Here is a 17,666-nt window from a genome sequence, read left to right on the forward strand (position 1 = left end):
CGGGCTGCGGCGACGCTGAACCGGACGGCGGCGTCAGGCGGCGTGCGCGAGCACCGCTCCGACGGCCTGCGCGACCGCGGGCTGCACGATCTGCCCGTCGACCACGTTCAGCCCCTTCGCGAGCGCGGGGTCGGCCGCGGTGGCGTCCCGCCACCCGGACCCGGCGAGCGCGAGCGCGTACGGGAGGGTCGCGTTCGTCAGCGCCGGGGTCGCGGTCGCCGCAGCGGCGCCCGGCATGTTGGCGACGCAGTAGAAGAGCGACCGTTCGACGACGAAGGTCGGGTCGGCGTGGGTCGTCGGGCGCGTGTCCTCGAAGCAGCCGCCCTGGTCGACGGCGATGTCGACGAGCACGCTGCCCGGCCTCATGCGGGCGACGAGGTCGTGGGTCACGAGGCGCGGCGCCCGGGCGCCGGGCACGAGGACGGCGCCCACCACGAGGTCGGCCCCGAGCACCGCCCGCTCGATCTCGTAGGCGCTCGACGCCACCGTCGTCACCGCGCCCCGGAACATCGCGTCGATCTCGCGCAGGCGCGGCAGCGACAGGTCCAGCACCGTCGTCCGGGCGCCCAGCGCGACGGCCTGCCGCGCGGCCTCGAGCCCGGCCGTCCCGCCCCCGATCACCACGACGTCCGCGGGCCGCACGCCGGGGACGCCCCCCAGCAGCGTCCCCGAGCCTCCCTGGGACCCCAGCAGGTGGTAGGCGCCGGCGACGACGGACATGCGGCCGGCGACCTCGCTCATGGGCGCGAGCAGCGGGAGCGACCCGTCGGCGAGCTGGACGGTCTCGTAGGCGATCGCGGTGGTCCCCGCGTCGACGAGCGCCTGGGTGAGGGCCGGGTCGGCGGCGAGGTGCAGGTAGGTGAACAGGGTGAGGTCGCGGCGCAGGCGCCCGTACTCGGACGCGACGGGCTCCTTGACCTTGAGGACCAGCTCGGCGGCCCAGGCGTCGTCGACCGTCCCGGTCCGGGCGCCGACCGCGGTGTAGGCGTCGTCGGGCAGGCCGCTGCCCTCACCGGCACCGCTCTGGACGGTCACGGTGTGCCCGGCGCGTACCAGCTCGAGCGCACCCGCCGGCGTGAGGGCGACGCGGGACTCGTTGTTCTTGACCTCTGCGGGGACACCGACGTGCATGGCCTGCTCCACTTCGTGCGTGGTGTTCGCGGTCGCGGCTCGGCCTCGTGAGCGTCTGCCGCGCGTCTCGCAGCATCGCGTGACGCAGACCACACTACGAAGAAGGTTGTTTCAGGACGGTTACGCCACGCACAATCTTCGGCAACACTTCGAAGGGACGCAGAAGATGCCGCAGCCGGAGCTCACGGGCGCGCCAGACACGAGGAAGATTCGCCTGGACGAGCTCGACGAGAAGATCCTCTGGGAGCTCGCGCGCGACGCCGACACGACCAACGCGGCGCTCGCCGAACGCCTGCACGTCTCTCCCTCGACGACCCACGCCCGCGTCCGGGCGCTGCGCGCTGCCGGCGTCCTGGGCACCGCGCACGCCGACGTCGACTACCGGGCCGTCGGGCTGCCGCTCCAGGCGATCGTCGCGGTCCGGCTGCGCGCCCAGGCGCGCACGGTCATCAAGTCATTCGCCGCCAAGATGGCGCGCCACCCGAACGTGCTCGACGTCTTCTTCGTCGGCGGGCAGGACGACTTCCTCGTGCGTGTGGTCACGACGTCACCCGAGCAGCTGCGCGACTTCGTCGCCGGGCCGCTGTCGAGCGACCCCGTCGTCGCGTCGACCGAGACGCAGATCGTGTTCGACCACCTGCGGGGCCTGGCCCACTGGGGTGGCGACGACGGCGCGGCCGACGGGTTCGACGAGCTGCGCGGCCCGATCGCCTGAGCCGCCCTCAGGCCCCCTCAGCCATCGCCGCGACCAGGGCGTCGGCTGCCTGCTGCGCCGAGAGCTCGTCCCGCTGCTCCGCGTCGAGCGAGTTGATCTCGAGGGTCACGACGGCCCCGCCCGACGCGTCGTAGTACTGCGCGATGTATTCGCCGTTGTCCGGGTTGGTCGGGTAGGTGCGAGCGAGCACCGACACGGAGACCTGGCCCGACGTCTCGTGCGTGACCGTGTTGTCCTGCTGGGACGTGGAGGTCTGCGCGTCGAACGTCGCCATGAGCTGCCGGCCGGTCGCGTCGTCGGCAACCCTCATGAGCTGGAGGCTCCCGGCGTACTCGTCCTCGTCCCACAGCTCGCACAGGTACCGGTACTGGTCGGTCGCCGAGCGGTCCGCCCCGAACCCGCCGAAGCCCTGGTCCGTGAACCTGCCCCGCTCGCCGAGGATCTCCGGGGGCTCGTCGCCGAGCAGGCACGTCCCCGAGCCCAGCACCGGGATCGCACCGCCGAACCCCGCGGACTCGGGCCACCCGGCGCCTGTGTCCGCGATCCACGCCGCGGGCACGCCGGTGACGGCGGCCAGGTCCGGCGCCGCGTCGTCGTCGCCCGAGCACCCGCCGAGGGTTGCGGCGAGCGACACGACACAGGGAACGAGGAACAGCAGGCGGCGGCGCATGCCGGCGACCCTAGACGAGACCGTCGATCCCGGCCGGGACGTCCACCGCCGGCCCCGGGCGCTCGCCGGACGCTGACGTCAGAACAGGGGCCACGGAACGGCGGGCATGTCGCCCTCGGGGCCGGGGAACCGGCCCGCGCGCAGCAGGCGGTCGCAGCGGACCGCGAGCGCCGCACGCTCGTCCGGGGCCAGCAGCCCGGTCAGCCGCTCGCCGAGCCCGTCCGCCCCCGCCGAGGCGAGACCGGCACGGACTCGCTCGACGCCCGCAGCCTCGTCGTCCGTGAGCGGCTCGCCGAGCCAGCCCCACAGGACGGTCCGCAGCTTCGCCTCGACGTGGAACGTCACGCCGTGGTCGACGCCGAACCGGTGGCCGTCCGGCATCGGCAGGACGTGCCCGCCCTTGCGGTCGGCGTTGTTGAGGACGACGTCGAGGACCGCCATGCGGCGCAGCGCGGCGGTGTCCTCGTGGACGACGGCGACAGGCGCGTCGTCGGCGTCCGTGCCCTCGAGCACCACGCGCCACCCCGGGCGCCCGGCGTCGGCGGACGGGACCACGTCGACCGGGTCCTGGGCGGGGTCGGGCTCCTGCCAGAGCTGCACCATCCCCGGACCGTGCGGGCCGTCGCGGAGCCAGGTGCGCGGCACGATCCCCCAGCCCGTCGCCTCGGACACCGCGAACGCGGCGACCTCGCGCTGCGCGAGCGTGCCGTCGGGGAAGTCCCACAGCGGCCTCTCGCCGCGCACGGGCTTGTAGACGACCCGGACACCGTCGATCTCGCCGAGGAACGTCGCGTTCGACGCGACGCGCAGACGGCCCAGCAGCGTCAGGTCGCCGTCCGGAAGCGAGTCAGGTGCGTCGTCGGGCGCTGCGCCAGGCAGGGCGTCGGTCACGCGTCGCCGTCGGGCACGTCGGCGGGCAGGTCGCACACGTGGCCTTCGGGGTCGACGGGCCGCCCGCACGTCGGGCACGTCGGACGCCCCGACTGCACGACGCGGCGGGTGCGCTGCGCGAACGCGCGCGCCGTCCCGACCGGCATCCGCACCTGCAGCATCTCGGACGGCTCGGGCTCGTCCGGGTCGGACGGGTCTTCCCCCACGGGGAACGCCTCGACGACGACCTGCGACGTGCGGGGGTCCCAGCCGAGCCGGATCGCGCCCGTGCGGAAGTCCTCCTCGACGGGCTGGTCCAGCGGGTCGTCGTCGACGAGCTCCGGCGGGACCTCCGTCGGGATGGCCGGGCCGTCCTCCTGCGACATGAGCTCGTCGAGGAGCTGGTCGATCGTGTCCGCGAGCACCGCCGACTGCTCCTTCTCGAGCCCGACGCTCGCCGTGCGGGTGCCCTCACGGACCTGCAGGTAGAAGGTGCGCTCGCCCGGGCGGCCCACCGTCCCCACCACGAAGCGGTCCGGCCAGGAGAACTCGTGCGCGAGCGTCGGCATGGTCACCAGTCTAAGGATCGGGGTGGCACGTCGGCAGGGGTCGGGTGACTCTCAGGCGTGTCCCGCGCCGCCGCCGACCGGCGCGTCGCCCGCGGGGACATCGTCCGACGTCGGACCGGGCGCGGCCGGCGCAGCCAACCAGGACAGGTCGCCGCCGTCGGTGCTCGTCGCGACCACCTCCGGGCGGTGCGGCCCGTACCGGACGATCGACACCGACGCCGGGCCGACCGCGATGCGCTGGAACAGGTCGAGGTGCATGCCCAGGGCGTCCGCGAGCACCGCCTTGATGATGTCGCCGTGCGCGACGGCCACCCACACCGCCGCGTGGCCGTGCTGCTCCCGGACGGTCGCGTCGTGCGCCCGCACCGCCATGACCGACCGCGCCTGCATCGCCGCCATCGACTCCCCGTCCGGGAACGTCACGGCCGACGGCTGCGCCTGCACCGTCGACCACAGCGGCTCGCCTGCGAGGTCCTTCAGCGGCCGGCCCTGCCAGGCGCCGTAGTCGCACTCCGTGATCCCGGGCTCGACGAGCATCTCCAGGGGCGGCTCGCCCGGGCTCCCCAGCTGCCGGTCGAGGATCGCGCGCGCCGTCTCCTCGCACCGCTGCAGGGGGCTCGTCACGACCGCCGCGAGCGGCACGGCCGCCAACCGTTCGGCCGTCCGCGCGGCCTGGTCGCGGCCGACGTCGTCGAGCCCGACCCCCGGGGTGCGGCCGGCGAGGACACCCGTCGCGTTCGCAGTCGTGCGGCCGTGGCGGACGAGCAGGACGGTGGGCATGCCCCGAGCCTGCCACGCGCGACCCGTGGCGCGCGCACGGACATGTCACCGCGTCCCGGTAGCCTCCGCCTGTCGCCGCGACGAACGAGATGAGGACGCATGGCACCGGTGCCTGACACGACCGCGACGCTCGAGGACGAGCAGCGGTTCTTCGACCACGCGCGCGAGGTCCGCGAGAAGGCGCGCGCCCAGCTCGCACAGGCCGTCTCTGCCGCAGCCGACAACAAGGCGCGCGCGAGCCTCAAGAAGGCCGCCGCGTCGGACGAGACGCACGGCTCGCCGCAGGACCCTGCCGCGTTCCTGCGCATCGACACGAAGGACGGCGAGTGCTTCTACGTCGGCAACGCCGGCGTCCGCGACGAGACGAGCACCCCGCTCGTGTACTCCTGGAAGGCCCGGTACATCGCGCAGCTGCGCGCCGCGACGCACACCGCACCCGGTGACGTCGTCCGCAACCGGACCTACACGACCGAGCCGGTGAACCGGGTGCTGCGGTTCGACGACGTCGTGCTCGCCGACCTGGCCGAGCGGGTCGCCGCGCTCGACGACCCGCAGCTCGCCGTCATCGAGGACGACGCGCTCCTGCTCGACGCGCTCGACCGTGAGCGCTCGCCCGACATGCGGCAGATCGTCCAGACGATCCAGGCGGCGCAGAGCGAGATCGTGGGCGCCGAGGCCGCACAGCTCCTCGTCGTCCAGGGTGGCCCCGGGACGGGCAAGACGGCCGTGGCGCTGCACCGCGCGTCGTCGCTGCTGTTCAACGAGCAGATCGACGCCGACCAGCTGCTCGTCGTCGGCCCGAACCCGACGTTCACCCGGTACATCGCGAGCGTGCTGCCCGAGCTGGGCGACCGGCATGTCCGGCAGACCGACGTCACCCGGATGCTCGACGTGACCGTCACCGCGACCGCGCACGACGACCCCGCTGCCGCGCGCCTCAAGGGCGACGCCCGCATGGTCGGACTGCTCGCCAAGGGGCTGCGCGACCGCGTCCGCACGCTCGACGACGCCCTCTCGTTCTCGGTCCGCACCATGCCGTGGCGGGTGCGCATCGCGCCCGACGACGTCGCCGAGATCGCCGCCCGGTACGTCGGCTCGCCCTACGCGATCGGGCGCGTGCGGTTCCGTGAGGCGCTCACGGCCGCCCTCGCGTCCGCGGTGAAGAAGCAGGCGCAGGACGACGGCGACCGCGTCCCCGGGGACACCGCGACCCTCCTGCACCCGTCCGAGCTCGAGAACGCCGTCGAGCGTGTCTGGCCGCAGCTCTCGTCGCAGGCGTACCTGCGCGACCTGTTCGGCTCGCTCGAACGCCTCGTCGCGGCCGCCGAGGGCGCGTCGATCAGCGCCGACGAGCTCCAGCTGCTGCGCCGGCCCGCCGCTGCCCGGCTCGCCGACCAGTCCTGGTCGCGCGAGGACCTGGTGCTGCTCGACCATGTCAACGCCGCGATCAACGGCGACCTGCCCGGGTACCAGCACGTCGTCGTCGACGAGGCGCAGGACCTCTCCCCCATGCAGCTGCTGTCGATCCGGCGCCGGTCGGTCGACGGCGCCATGACCGTGGTCGGCGACATCGCGCAGTCCACCGGGCTGTGGGCGCGCGACACGTGGGACGACGTCGTCGACGTGCTGCGGTCCGCCCTGCCCGTGCGGCTCGTCGAGCTCGAGTACGGGTACCGGGTGCCGCGGTCCGTCATGGCGCTCGCCGCCCGCCTGCTGCCGGTGGCCGCGCCCGGTCTGCACGTGCCCACCGTGGTGCGCGACGTCGAGCCCGGGCCGCAGCTCGTCCCGGTGCCGACCGGTGCGGCGTCTCTCGCCGCGACCGTACGGACGGCGGTGACGCACCACTCGGCACGCGGACGGTTCGTCGGTCTCGTGTGCCCCGACGGCCGCCGGGCCGAGGTCGTCGCGGCGCTCGACGCCGACGACATCCAGTGGCACGACGCCGACTCCGGCAGCCTCGACAAGGCCATCAACGTCGTCAGCCCGGTCGGTGCGAAGGGGCTGGAGTTCGACGCCGTCGTGGTCGTGGACCCGCAGGCGATCGTCGACGCCGGGCCGCGCGGCGAGCGGATGCTGTACATCGCGCTGACCCGGACCACGAAATTCCTCGACGTCGTGCATCCCGAGGGCGCGCTGCCCACACTGCTCGGCGGGACGCGGGCGCCGGTCGACCCGCCGGCGCCCGTCGCGCCGGTCGCGCCGGTCGTCGAGCCCGTCCGGCCCGTGCCGGACCCGGCGGTCGTGGCACCGGACTCGGCGGTCGTCTCACCGGACCCTGCCGTGGCTCCGGGCCCCGCAGGTCTGGCTCTCACCGCGATGCAGCGCAAGATGATCGACCTCGTGGTCGACGAGCTCGAGGCGCCGACGCTGGAGGTCCTCTCGTCCAGCTTCCTGCCGCGGGAGCTGTGGCCGGTGGTGCTGGAGGGCGTGGCCGAGCGCCTGCGGGAGTTGTAGCGCGACCCCGTCACGCCCGCCTGGTCACACGCGCTCGGCTGCGAACGCCAGGTCGACCATGGTGCGGATCTGCTCGATGCTCCGCGACGCATCACCGAGCGCGCGCTTGAGGTCGGCGTGGACGCGCTCCGCGCGCGCCACCTCGTGGTGGTCGTCCAGGGCGGTCGCCCACGCCGGCACGTCGTCCAGCGCCGCCGCGCGCACGGGCGCGGTCTCCGGGCCGAGCACGGCGAGCCAGTCCGCGAACCGGCGGACCCTCGACGCCCAGTCGGCGGCGACATACACGTCGTACACCGCACGCGGCAGCACCCGTCCGTCGCCCCGGTCGGGCACGGGACCCGGCTCGTCTGCCTGCGCGCCGGCCGGGAGCAGGATGCCCTCGGCGGACGCCCGGTCGAACGCCTCGCGCAACCGCCGGCTGCGGTGCGCCACGGACCGGTCACGGGCGTCGTCGTGCGAGCGCCCGAGGACGTCCGGCGCCCCCGTGTCCCGCAGCAGGCGCGCGTACAGCCACCGGCAGTCGTCGCAGAGGAAGACCACGCGCGGAACGTGGACGCGCCACGTCTCGGTCAGGCAGGCGGAGCACAGGTCGCCGGACAGGTGGACACCGGCGCGCATCCCGGCGATACCCCGCCGCGGGGACGGACCGGGCGTGCTGTACCAGGTGCCGGACTCGGTGATGAAGATGCTGGGCATAGCAGTGCTCCCTTCGCTCTTCCCGCCACCGGTCGGTGGCGGGCCGGTCTTCCTCCTGGGGCACCGTGCGCGAGGGGCGCGGTTGCCGGACCAGCACGCGGAGGGCGTGTCGCTGATCGCTCGTGACCTGGGGAGATGTCTACCAGACACCGCCGACACGCGCGCGCCGCCCGGGTTCACGCGCTCCCTCGGCGGCGGCGCGCTCCCCCTGGGTGAAGGTCACGACCTCGTCCCGGGCCGCCGCAGGGGCGGCGCCGGCAGCCACGGCACCGCGCAGATCGTGCAGCGCACGGGACGTCGCGGCGTACGCCACGTCGACGTTCGCGGTGTCGTACGTCAGCGACCGCTCCGCCGCCACGCCCAGCGACGCGCCGACCTCGATCGCGTCCTGGTTGGCCCCCATGTAGAGGAACGTCCACCCGAACGTCGTCTCGCGCTCAGCGACGAGGCCCTTGATCGCCGGGTGTGTGAACTCCTTCGACGCGTTCTCCAGGCCGTCCGTCATGATGCCGACGACGACCGTCGCCGGCCGCTGCTCCTCCGGCAGCTGGGCGATCCGCAGGGCCGTCGTCTGCACGAGACGGCCGATCGAGTCGAGCAGAGCCGTCATGCCGCGGGGCTGGAGGTCGAGCGGCGGCACCTCGCGCAGGTCGAGGTCCGTGTAGATCTCCTCGTAGGTGTCGTCGAACTGCGCGAGCGTCACCGTGCAGCGCCCGGGCGTCTCGCGCTGCTCCGCGAGGAAGAGGTCGAAGCCCTTCTCGGTCGCGGCCTTAATCGCCTGCATCGAGCCGGAGCGGTCGAGCAGCATCGCGAGGTGGGTGAGGTTCGTGTCGGCCATGGTGATGCCTCTCAGGTCGTCGGTGGTCGTGGTGTGCTGGCGGGTGTCCCGTACGGCGGTGATCCGCGCGCCAGGTGCGTCGCGTTCGCTGCCGGGCTCAGCCCTGACGGCGTCGGAAGCGGAGCGGCACGACGTCCGGGCCGGTGCCGGGAGCCGGGTCGGGCGGCGGGGTGCCGCGCTCTCGGTCGTAGCGCGCCCGGGTCACGCCCTCTGCGGAGACGCGACCGTCGGGGCCGGAGTACGCGGCGAGGGCGGCCGTCCGTGCCAGACGCGGGGGCACCGTGTTCGGCGCCACCCCGGCGTCCAGGGCCACGGACCGCATCGACGCACCGTCGAGCAAGGACTCCGCCATCGCCTCGTCGAGTGCCGCGTCGACGAGTCCACGGGCCTCGGCGAGCTGCTCGACCGCTTCGCCGCGGGGAGCCGCCGCGGCCGCCTCGAGTGCGTCACGTGCCGCACGGAGCCGGGGGCGGTCGAAGGAGGGGCTCATGGGCCGAGTCTATGTGCCGTAATTGCACATACGCAAGAGATGCACGGAGATCGACGTGCCCGGGCCCACCCGTTCGGACCGAGCGAGAGCGGACCTGTGGACAGCGGCGATCGGCCGTATCCGCGGCGCTAGCGTGCGTGGCCGGGGGTGGTGACATGAGGGCAGAGCAGCCCGCACAGAGAGAGACGCGCAGGGCCTTGGACCCGGCGACCGCGGCCGGTGATGTGCGGTGAGTCGTCCGTCTGACTGGTCGCCGGTGGGTCTGGACATCGATCCGACGCCGGGTGATCCGGTGCTGGTGCTGGCGGGTGGGCGGGACTACCTGGATGTCGCGTCGGCTATTGATGATGCTGCGTCGGCGTTGGACCGGTTGTCGATGGACGGGACGGTGTCGGCGGCCGTGGATGCGGTGATGGACCGCAAGGACGACGTCATCTCCGACATCCGCAAGGCCCACGGCCGCTACGAGGCCGCAGGGAACGCCTTGGTCACGTATGCGGGGGTGCTCGACCGGGTCCAAGCGGACACCCTTGCGGCACTGAACAAGGCCATCGACGCGTTGGACGAGTCGGCGGACGCGACCGGGACGAAGTCACGCTGGCAGCAGTTCGCGGACGACGCGACCGATCCGCACGAGAAGACCGTCTACCAGCACAAGGCTGATGCGGCGGGTGACCAGGTCACTGCGGCCCATGGTGTGGTGAACGCCGCGAAGGGTGACATCGACACCGCGGTGTCGGACCGGGACCGGGCTGCGGACAACGCCATCTCCCAGATCACCGACATCGCGGCACACGATGACCTGAACGACTCGTGGTGGGACGACTGGGGGTCGAAGGTCGTCGCCGCGATCGCGGACATCGCCGACGTCATCTCGACGATCGCGGGGATCCTGGCGATCGTGGTCGCGTTCATCCCCGTCGTGGGCACCGCCCTCGCCGGGGTCTTGCTCGTGGTCGCGGCGGTCGCGGCGATAGTCAGCGCTCTAGCGAACATCGCCCTCGCGGCGACCGGGGAACGGTCCTGGCTCGATGCCGGGATCGCGATCGCCGGCGCCGCCCTGTCCGTCATCGGGCTGGGTGCCGCAGCGAAGGCCGCGACCGGGATCTCCAAGGTCGCCCTGAAGACCGGGGCACGGGAATCACTCGCCGGGTTGAAGGGACTGGGCAAGGGCGGGATCAAGAACTCCCTCGATGGCTTCGGGAGGAAGGCCGCGTGCAAGATCGGGTTCGGGACCTGCTTCACCGCCGGCACCCTCGTCCGCACCCCCGACGGCGACAAACCGATCGAGACCCTGCGCCCCGGAGACAAGGTCTACACCCACGACCCCGCAGCCGGCGTCGACGTCATCGAGACCATCGAAGAGACCTTCGTCCGCACCACCACGACGCTCTACCACCTCACCATCGTCGGGCACCGCGTCACGACCACCGACGAACACCCCTTCATGGTCGCCGGCCTCGGCTGGATCCACGCCCGAGACCTCGCCGCCGGCGACCTTCTCGTCACCGCCGACGACTCAGAGGCGGACACGGTCCGCCTTGACGCTGTTGAGATCGAGCACGTCGACGACGAGCCCGGCGTCACGGTCTACAACATCCACGTCCGCACTCACCACACTTACTATGTGAGCGCGGGCGACCACTGCGTGCTCGTGCACAACAGCACCTGCGGACCGTTCGCCAACTCGATGCCCCACAGCCTGGAGCGCGAGCTCGCCCTCGCGGACCGGCTCGGAGTTGTCCCGATCGCTCCGGGCAGCGGTGCATTCGACGACGCCATCAGCGAAGGCACCGTCAAGTGGGCAGTCAGGGAGGACAAGAGCCTGGTGATCATTCCCAAGCACGTCCATGGCCAAGAGATCTCCCACTCGACCCTCACCCGGGGTGGACCGGTCCTCGCCGCAGGCGAGGCGGACATCGCAGGCACGGCGGCCGACGGCTACCTCGGCCTGGAGATCAACTACCACAGCGGGCACTTCCTGCCGTCGGAGACGAGCCTCGATCTCGGCAGGTCCGCATTCTCAGCCGCGGGGGTCTCCTTCTCGTGACCGACATCCGCACGCTGGAGGCGCTCGGCCTCACCGACCTCGTCACGGCACTCTCGACGGACGCGCTGGCGGCGGCCGTGCCCCGCCCGGAGGAGTGGTGGAGCGTGGTCGAGCTGGTCACGGCGCGCATGGAGGACGAGTTCCCAGGTCTGCCGACAGGCTCCCGTGCCGCGGCAGCCCAGGCGTTCGACAGCGTCCTCGATGCGGCGGTCGCGGGCGGCGCGATCGACGGACAGGAACGGTTGGTCCGACGCCTCAACCTGACGCTCGCGCTCCTGCGCCGGATCCCGCCCGAGCCCGGATCAGCGCTCGTCGACCCTGACGAGGCCGTCCGGACCGTCCTCGACGCGCTCCCGATGCGTGCCGAGGAGGCCTCGGACCTCGCGTCCCGGTGGCGCACGCTCGACGTCCAGCAGATCCGGGCGTTGCGCCGCCTGAAGAACGTCCTCTCCCCCGGGCTGGCGATCGCCGGCCTGGCGTCGGCGAACGAGGCGCGTCGCCGCCTGGAGGCGTGGGCCGACGTCCTGCCGGCCCTGCCGTGAGACCGGACGCCACGCGAGGGGACATCACCGCCGACGAGACGGGCACGCGGAGCGCGTGTCGCTGGTCGCCCGTGACCTGGGCAGATGTCGGCCAGGGCGCCGACACGCGCGACGCGGCGACGCTCGCCTCCGGTGTCACGCGGCAAGGGCGAGCTCGTGGCGCGGGTTGACGAGGACGCGGTGGACGAGGTGGTCGTTCCAGTACAGGCCCGAGAGCTCGACGTACTGGCTGCGTCCGCGGAGGGTCACGCCCGCCCCGGCGGGTGCGAAGCCACCCGTCGGGACCTGGTCGGCGCGCGGAGTCTGAGCGCTGCCCCACTGACGACGCTTGTACTCCTCGAGAAAGCTCTCGACCATCGACACAGATGACTCCCAGGAGTGGGCGCTGCGTGGCAGCACCAGGATGAGCAGAACCGTGGACCATACGACGGCATCGGCCCGAGCGCAAACCAGGACTGTGGCGTGCCCCGAGGCCCCCCGTTCCTACAGCGACGAGTAGTACTCGCGCATGATGCCCGCCATGAGCCGCCTGCGCGCAGCAAGGAAAGAGTGGTAGTCGGCTGCCGAGGCTGTCCGGATCAAGGCAGGCACCGCGTTCTGCACCAGGCTCACGGTGACGCTGTCCTCGTCGACGATCTCGCCGAGCACGCGCACGCCCGAAGTTACCTGCTCGTCGACGATCGCCATGTAGTCCGCCGGCGCCTTGTTGCCGATCCCGATGTTGATCGCGGTCTCGGCGAGCACGTAGTTCGCCACCTGGTTCTGCTCCGAGCGGTCCGTCACGCCGTTCTTCGAGAGGTAGTCCTTCGGGAAGACGTGGTGGATGTCGCCCTGCCCGTCGAGCATGTGGCTCACCGTGATGTGCTCGGAGAGGAAACCCTTGGCGTTCGCCATGACCTGAGCCGCAAGGAACGTCCTGAAGAAGGGGCTTCGCGTGCTCGACGTCTGGAGAGCGTCGGGGAGCCCAACCTCCCAAAACGCGGACGACAGCTGGCTCTCCTCGAGGACTCGGAGGTAGTCGACAGCCCCCGTCTCCCGGATCCGCCGCATGTCCTGCTCGAAGGTCGTCTCGAAGCTCCCCGAGTGCCGCCCCGTCAGCATCGACATGACGAACCACCGGCGGACCACCCGCTGGATCTCCCCGAACGTGAGCTCCTTCTCCCGTCTCAGCCTGAGGAAGAGCGCGTAGGTGAAGTTCAACGCGTTCTTCGACGTGATCAGCGAACGGGTCCGGAAGCCCGCGGACTGGATGATCATCAGGAACTGCGTGAAGTTGTACTCGTTCGTGAAGTCGTCGAGCCCCTTCTCCAGACGCTCGAACGACCTCACCGCGAGCGACTCGTCGAACTTGCGGGTCTCGAAGTCTCGGCCCGACAGATAACTGACGACCGCGTCAATGCGACCGCGCCCGAACTCATGCAGCCCGACCACCCGGATGACGTCTCGATAATCCGGGTCGTAGAGGTCGCTGGTATCATTCTTGAGCCAAGATATCTGCTTGAAGTATGGCGTCTCCGCAAAGGCGGGGTCGTTGTCGCGGATGGTCTCGTAGAAGTGCGGCGCGACGGCCAGGTGGCAGAAGTAGTCGATGTACTTGCGCAGGTCGGCGCCAAAGTCCCCGAACGAGGCGATCTTGCTCATCGCGAAGTCCGCCGAGTTCAGCACGACGCCCTTCGAGTTGATCCGGATGAAGATCTCCGTGACGGTCTCGATGTCGAGCGCGGCGTCGAGGTTGATGATCCCGACCTGCTTGTTCTGGACGTCGGCGAGCCGCGACAGGGCCGTGATGACCTGATCGCGATCCGCACCCGGGTTCGCGTCGACATATGCGGCCGGGACGCTGAAAGCAGCAGTGGGTTCCATCATCACTGAGATGTCGTGGATCCATGCGGGGTCGTTCTTCATCACCGGGGTGAAGGTCTCGAACCGCTCTTCCTGGGGGTTGAAGGCGATCCGGATCCGGACCTTCTTGTAGTCCTTGTTCACGACCTCGTGTCCGGCGAGCGCCGCGGTCAGGGCCGTGACCCGCTGCTGTCCGTCGATCAGGATCTGCTTGTTCCCGGAGCTCGTCCCGTCTTTCAGCCGTACGTCGCTGGTCTGCCACGTGATGAGGTACCCCACCGGGTAGCCACGGTAGAGCGAGTCGACGAGATCACGGACCTTCGTGGTGTTCCACACGAACGGCCTTTGAATCTCGGGGATCGCGACTTGTCCGCTACGGACCCAACTCAGGATCGTGCCGACTGCCTGCTGGTGAACGGTGTACTTTTCCACGTCGTCCTTGCCCCTCACGGCTCACCCTGCGACCGCCACGGTCACCCACGCACAGCGGGCCGCCCCTGAGCATGCCCAAGGCACCAATATCGGGTCAAGTTTCGTAAACAATTTCACCCGCTGGGTGGACGATGCGAACTTGTGCGGTCCTGCTGGCACCTGTTGAGCTCCTCCCGTGGACTCTGCACTCGAAGCCGCCCTGCGTCGCCGCATCATCGACTGGGTCATGGATCGCGCGGACGCCAACGGGGGCTTCCTGCGTCGCGAGGAGCTGCTGAGCTTCCGTATCGACGGCGAGAAGCTGCCGATCATCGACTACTCGCGGGGCATCCGGAACCCGGCGTCGTTCGGCTCGACCCTGTCGATCGTCTCGACGCCACACGGCCCGTACGACGACGCTGAGTCCGAGGACGGTCTCCTCCACTACTCGTACCGCGACGGCGATCCGTGGTCCGGCGACAACAGGAAGCTCCGCAATGCCCTGACGACGCGCATGCCGCTCATCCTGTTCCGCAAGGAGGTCGCGAACATCTACACACCGGTCGCCCCGGTCTACGTCGTCGACGACTACCCGGAGGTCAGGCAGTTCGTCATCGCACTCGACGAGTCGTTCACCTTCATCCCGGAGCCCGGTCACCTCACCGTGCCGCAGAAGGAGTACGCCCTGCGGCTCAGCAAGCAGCGCCTCCACCAGCCGATCTTCCGCACCCGCGTCCTGCGCGCCTACGCGATCCAGTGCGCGGTCTGCCAGCTCAAGCACGGCTCGCTGCTCGACGCGGCGCACATCCTGCCCGACTCCGACGAGCGCGGGATCCCCGCCGTCACCAACGGGCTCGCCCTCTGCAAGATCCACCACGCCGCCTACGACCAGAACATGATGGGCATTACCCCCGACCACCGCGTCGAGATCGCCCTCGATCTTCTCGCCGAGATCGACGGGCCCATGCTCAAGCACGGCCTCCAGGAGATGCACGGTCGGACGATCAATGTCCCGCGCCGTCGTGACGACCAGCCCAGCGCCGACCACCTCGCCGAGCGCTACGCCCAGTTCGCCGCCGCCCGAGGCTGACCACACGTATGGGAAATGGGCGCTCACCACCCCTCGGAGCGCACGCCCTCGGCAACGGATTTCACCCACCCGGCACCTCGGCCGTGTGGAAGCCTTCTGGGGACCGCCAAGGAGGCACTGTGACCGTCTCGCCTGCACTTCTCGACGCCACCCGCATGCTCCAGATGGAGCCACGCGGACCGCGTTGGCGGAGCATCACGTACTGCGTCGTCGACGCCGTCTGGTCGATCGGCATCAACTACGACCGCCATGTCGTTCCGGCCGTGCGCCGGGTCGCCTCGAATGCAGGCGACAGCGACCCACTCGTCCTGCCGGGCGTCGCGGCGCCGGACCCGTTCCCTCTCGACGCCTTCCTGGCCGCGTACCCCACCACGGATGCACTCGTCTCTCAGACCACGCGTCATCGAACGTCGTCGCGCGGCGGCATTCTCAAGGCCGACGCAGCGCTGCGGTTCGCTGGCGTACTCGTTGACAGCGGAATCACCACCCTGAAAGACACAGTCCCGGCACTCGACGACCCCGAACGCGTCGACGCGATCTCCGCGCGCCTGCGGGCCATCCCCGGAGACGGCGTCCGCACGGGCTACTTCTGGATGACCGCGGGCGACGACCAGACGGTCAAGCCCGACCGCATGATCCTGAGCTTCCTCTCCCGCTACGGCGGGCCAGACGATGTCGCCGGCGCCCGCGTCGCGCTCGCCGAGCTCGCGACCGCACTCAGCACCCCGGAGCACCCCGTCACGCCGTGGATGGTCGACCACGCGATCTGGAACGCCGAGCGCAGGCGCCGTCGATGACCCAAGGGCACGTCTTCGTCGTCCGCGGCCGCCTGGAAGCGATGGACTGCGAAGCGGTCGTCATCCCCACGGACCGCGGGTTCTCCGTCCGCGACTCGTGGCGGGCCGCCGCCGGCCTCGCCGCCCCCGCCGACTGGCCGCCGCAGCGTCCGGAGCACTGGGGATCGGATGACGTCGCGCTCCCCGCACGCGGCACGACGCCGGGTGGTGGCAGGGGTCGTCCGCGTCCGGACGTGTGGTTCGCCGACGTCGTCGTCGCGAACCCCGCCGATCTCGAGCAGCGCACCCGGACGATCCTCGCGCAGGTGTTCGCGGCCTACGCGGACTGGGGCCACGTCCGGGCGGCGACGGACCGCCACGTCCCCCTCGTCGCCCTGCCGGTGATCGGTGTCGACGGCGGAGGGCACGACACGCGTCGCGGCGAGGCGGTGGCCGCGGTCGTCCGCGGTGCGACGCGCGCCGCCGCGGACCACGGCCAGGACGTGGTGCTCGTCGCCGCGTCGCCCGCGGACTACTCCGCGCTGCAGCGCGCCCGCGAGGTCCTGGGCGTCCCGACCCACCTCACCGTCGGCGACCAGCACGAGGGCGACCACCACCATGACCCGCTCGTCGCCGCGAAGGAGCTGGGCGCCCTGGCCGCCGCCGGCGAGCTCGCGCTGTTCCTCGGCGCGGGCGCGTCCGTCGGCGCCGGTCTGCCCACCTGGGACGGGCTGCTCGCCGCCCTCGCCGCCAGCCCGGCAGCGCGCGCGCAGCTGCGAGACGTCCCCCCGGAGAGCATGGCGAACCTCGGTCCGCTCGAGCGGGCGGAGCTGCTCCAGGTCGCACTCGGAAGTTCGGACCCGGAGGTCGACAGCCAGACGGTCCTCGGGCACGAGGTCGCGGCGATCATCGCGGCAGCACGCGCGCGGCCGAGCCTGACGCACGCGCTCCTCGCGTCGCTGGGAGTCCGGGAGGCCGCCACCACGAACTACGACCGCCTCTACGAAGAGGCGGTCACGGCGGCGGACGGCGGCGCGAGCAAGGACGTCCACGACCACGTCTCCGTCCTGCCGTGGGACCGCGTCGTCGGTGGCCGGCCGTGGGTCGTCAAGATGCACGGCGACGTCGAGCACGCCGGCTCGATCGTCCTGTCGCGCAGCGCGTTCGTGCACTACGACTCCCGCTGGCGCCCCATCGGCGGCCTCGTGCAGGGCCTCATGCTGACGCGGCACCTGCTCGTCGTCGGCGCCTCGCTCACCGACGACAACCTGCTCCGCCTCGCCCACGAGGTCACGCACCTCACGACGAGCCTGCAGCCCGGCGTCGACCCGGCGCGTCACCACCGCGAGGTCGGGACCGTCCTGACGTTGCAGCCGGACGCCGCGTTCGAGCGCGTCTGGAGGGACCGGTTCGAGGTCCTCGCCATGGGCGACGACCCGCGGACCCCGATCAGCGACGCCGCCCGGAGCCTCGCGATCTTCCTCGACGCGGTGGCCCGGTTCGCGGCACCCACGCCCGCGCACCTGCTCGACCCCCGGTACACGGCCGACCACCAGGACGAGCGCGACGCCGCCCGCACCCTGCGCCGGGGTGCCGGACGCGCCAGGCGCCTCGCCGACCGTCACGCACCCGGCTGGGGGCACGTCGCCGACGCGCTCGAGGACCTGGGGGCGACCGGCGACCACGCGACGCACAGCGACCCGGTGACGACGCCACCCCCACCGTCGGCCCGCTGAGCGCCG

General features: G+C 71.6%; 17 protein-coding genes and 1 riboswitch. Of the genes, 7 read left to right on the forward strand and 10 right to left on the reverse strand.

Annotation, left to right across the window (positions count from 1 at the left end; genetic code table 11):
• Positions 1-33: 33 nt before the first annotated feature.
• The gene (gene ald / locus CLV34_RS04810; protein WP_100349231.1) at positions 34-1,131 is read right to left on the reverse strand and encodes an alanine dehydrogenase; all 1,098 of its coding nucleotides are present in this window, start codon (positions 1,129-1,131) and stop codon (positions 34-36) included.
• Positions 1,132-1,297: 166 nt separating this feature from the next.
• Here ald and CLV34_RS04815 point away from each other — a divergent pair, with 166 nt between their 5' ends.
• Positions 1,298-1,846 (forward strand): Lrp/AsnC family transcriptional regulator, encoded by a 549-nt coding sequence (locus CLV34_RS04815; protein WP_100349033.1) that lies wholly within the window; start codon positions 1,298-1,300, stop codon positions 1,844-1,846.
• A 7-nt stretch (positions 1,847-1,853) separates the two neighbouring features.
• Here CLV34_RS04815 and CLV34_RS04820 read toward each other — a convergent pair whose 3' ends face one another.
• From CLV34_RS04820 to CLV34_RS04835, 4 genes are all read right to left on the reverse strand, one after another.
• Positions 1,854-2,516 (reverse strand): hypothetical protein, encoded by a 663-nt coding sequence (locus CLV34_RS04820; protein ID WP_100349034.1) that lies wholly within the window; start codon positions 2,514-2,516, stop codon positions 1,854-1,856.
• Between the two features lie 78 nt (positions 2,517-2,594).
• Positions 2,595-3,407 (reverse strand): SCO1664 family protein, encoded by an 813-nt coding sequence (locus CLV34_RS04825; protein ID WP_245858973.1) that lies wholly within the window; start codon positions 3,405-3,407, stop codon positions 2,595-2,597.
• Complete coding sequence (locus CLV34_RS04830; protein WP_100349035.1) at positions 3,404-3,955, reverse strand: DUF3090 domain-containing protein; 552 nt, start codon at positions 3,953-3,955, stop codon at positions 3,404-3,406. The genes CLV34_RS04825 and CLV34_RS04830 overlap by 4 nt, the downstream gene beginning before the upstream one ends.
• A gap of 51 nt (positions 3,956-4,006) precedes the next feature.
• Positions 4,007-4,735, reverse strand: a complete 729-nt coding sequence (locus CLV34_RS04835) for a histidine phosphatase family protein (RefSeq protein ID WP_100349036.1) — start codon at positions 4,733-4,735, stop codon at positions 4,007-4,009.
• A gap of 99 nt (positions 4,736-4,834) precedes the next feature.
• Here CLV34_RS04835 and CLV34_RS04840 point away from each other — a divergent pair, with 99 nt between their 5' ends.
• A complete protein-coding gene (locus tag CLV34_RS04840; RefSeq protein ID WP_100349037.1) occupies positions 4,835-7,189 on the forward strand; it encodes a HelD family protein in 2,355 nt (784 codons plus the stop codon).
• A gap of 24 nt (positions 7,190-7,213) precedes the next feature.
• On the opposite strand, the gene CLV34_RS04845 is transcribed toward CLV34_RS04840, so the two are convergent.
• The 3 genes from CLV34_RS04845 to CLV34_RS04855 form a co-directional block, all read right to left on the reverse strand.
• Positions 7,214-7,885, reverse strand: a complete 672-nt coding sequence (locus CLV34_RS04845) for a hypothetical protein (RefSeq protein ID WP_100349038.1) — start codon at positions 7,883-7,885, stop codon at positions 7,214-7,216.
• A 10-nt stretch (positions 7,886-7,895) separates the two neighbouring features.
• Positions 7,896-8,013: riboswitch (SAM riboswitch) on the reverse strand.
• Between the two features lie 11 nt (positions 8,014-8,024).
• A complete protein-coding gene (locus tag CLV34_RS04850) occupies positions 8,025-8,723 on the reverse strand; it encodes a VWA domain-containing protein (protein ID WP_100349039.1) in 699 nt (232 codons plus the stop codon).
• A 97-nt stretch (positions 8,724-8,820) separates the two neighbouring features.
• Complete coding sequence (locus CLV34_RS04855; RefSeq protein WP_100349040.1) at positions 8,821-9,213, reverse strand: hypothetical protein; 393 nt, start codon at positions 9,211-9,213, stop codon at positions 8,821-8,823.
• A gap of 229 nt (positions 9,214-9,442) precedes the next feature.
• Between CLV34_RS04855 and CLV34_RS04860 the strand changes: the two genes are divergently transcribed.
• The gene (locus tag CLV34_RS04860) at positions 9,443-11,263 is read left to right on the forward strand and encodes a polymorphic toxin-type HINT domain-containing protein (protein ID WP_157803698.1); all 1,821 of its coding nucleotides are present in this window, start codon (positions 9,443-9,445) and stop codon (positions 11,261-11,263) included.
• Positions 11,260-11,805: a hypothetical protein gene (locus tag CLV34_RS04865; RefSeq protein WP_100349042.1), complete on the forward strand. Its 546-nt coding sequence runs from the start codon at positions 11,260-11,262 to the stop codon at positions 11,803-11,805. The genes CLV34_RS04860 and CLV34_RS04865 overlap by 4 nt, the downstream gene beginning before the upstream one ends.
• Positions 11,806-11,940: 135 nt before the next feature.
• Here the strand turns inward: CLV34_RS04865 and CLV34_RS04870 are convergent, their stop codons facing one another.
• Both CLV34_RS04870 and CLV34_RS04875 read right to left on the reverse strand, forming a co-directional pair.
• On the reverse strand, positions 11,941-12,168 hold the full coding sequence (locus CLV34_RS04870) for a hypothetical protein (RefSeq protein WP_100349043.1): 228 nt from the start codon (positions 12,166-12,168) through the stop codon (positions 11,941-11,943).
• Positions 12,169-12,288: 120 nt separating this feature from the next.
• On the reverse strand, positions 12,289-14,079 hold the full coding sequence (locus CLV34_RS04875) for a DUF262 domain-containing protein (protein WP_100349233.1): 1,791 nt from the start codon (positions 14,077-14,079) through the stop codon (positions 12,289-12,291).
• Between the two features lie 175 nt (positions 14,080-14,254).
• Between CLV34_RS04875 and CLV34_RS04880 the strand changes: the two genes are divergently transcribed.
• From CLV34_RS04880 to CLV34_RS04890, 3 genes are all read left to right on the forward strand, one after another.
• Positions 14,255-15,148 (forward strand): HNH endonuclease, encoded by an 894-nt coding sequence (locus CLV34_RS04880; RefSeq protein WP_100349044.1) that lies wholly within the window; start codon positions 14,255-14,257, stop codon positions 15,146-15,148.
• A gap of 119 nt (positions 15,149-15,267) precedes the next feature.
• Positions 15,268-15,945 (forward strand): hypothetical protein, encoded by a 678-nt coding sequence (locus CLV34_RS04885; RefSeq protein ID WP_211289342.1) that lies wholly within the window; start codon positions 15,268-15,270, stop codon positions 15,943-15,945.
• Positions 15,942-17,660: an SIR2 family NAD-dependent protein deacylase gene (locus CLV34_RS04890; protein ID WP_100349046.1), complete on the forward strand. Its 1,719-nt coding sequence runs from the start codon at positions 15,942-15,944 to the stop codon at positions 17,658-17,660. The genes CLV34_RS04885 and CLV34_RS04890 overlap by 4 nt, the downstream gene beginning before the upstream one ends.
• Positions 17,661-17,666: the final 6 nt, after the last annotated feature.

The organism is Luteimicrobium subarcticum (assembly GCF_002798015.1).
GTDB lineage: Bacteria > Actinomycetota > Actinomycetes > Actinomycetales > Cellulomonadaceae > Luteimicrobium > Luteimicrobium subarcticum.

Coding starts and splice junctions, on each gene's coding strand:
- ald (WP_100349231.1), bottom strand. CDS start 1,131: ATGCACGTCGGTGTCCCCGCAGAGGTCAAGAACAACGAGTCCCGCGTC.
- CLV34_RS04815 (WP_100349033.1), top strand. CDS start 1,298: ATGCCGCAGCCGGAGCTCACGGGCGCGCCAGACACGAGGAAGATTCGC.
- CLV34_RS04820 (WP_100349034.1), bottom strand. CDS start 2,516: ATGCGCCGCCGCCTGCTGTTCCTCGTTCCCTGTGTCGTGTCGCTCGCC.
- CLV34_RS04830 (WP_100349035.1), bottom strand. CDS start 3,955: ATGCCGACGCTCGCGCACGAGTTCTCCTGGCCGGACCGCTTCGTGGTG.
- CLV34_RS04835 (WP_100349036.1), bottom strand. CDS start 4,735: ATGCCCACCGTCCTGCTCGTCCGCCACGGCCGCACGACTGCGAACGCG.
- CLV34_RS04840 (WP_100349037.1), top strand. CDS start 4,835: ATGGCACCGGTGCCTGACACGACCGCGACGCTCGAGGACGAGCAGCGG.
- CLV34_RS04845 (WP_100349038.1), bottom strand. CDS start 7,885: ATGCCCAGCATCTTCATCACCGAGTCCGGCACCTGGTACAGCACGCCC.
- CLV34_RS04850 (WP_100349039.1), bottom strand. CDS start 8,723: ATGGCCGACACGAACCTCACCCACCTCGCGATGCTGCTCGACCGCTCC.
- CLV34_RS04855 (WP_100349040.1), bottom strand. CDS start 9,213: ATGAGCCCCTCCTTCGACCGCCCCCGGCTCCGTGCGGCACGTGACGCA.
- CLV34_RS04890 (WP_100349046.1), top strand. CDS start 15,942: ATGACCCAAGGGCACGTCTTCGTCGTCCGCGGCCGCCTGGAAGCGATG.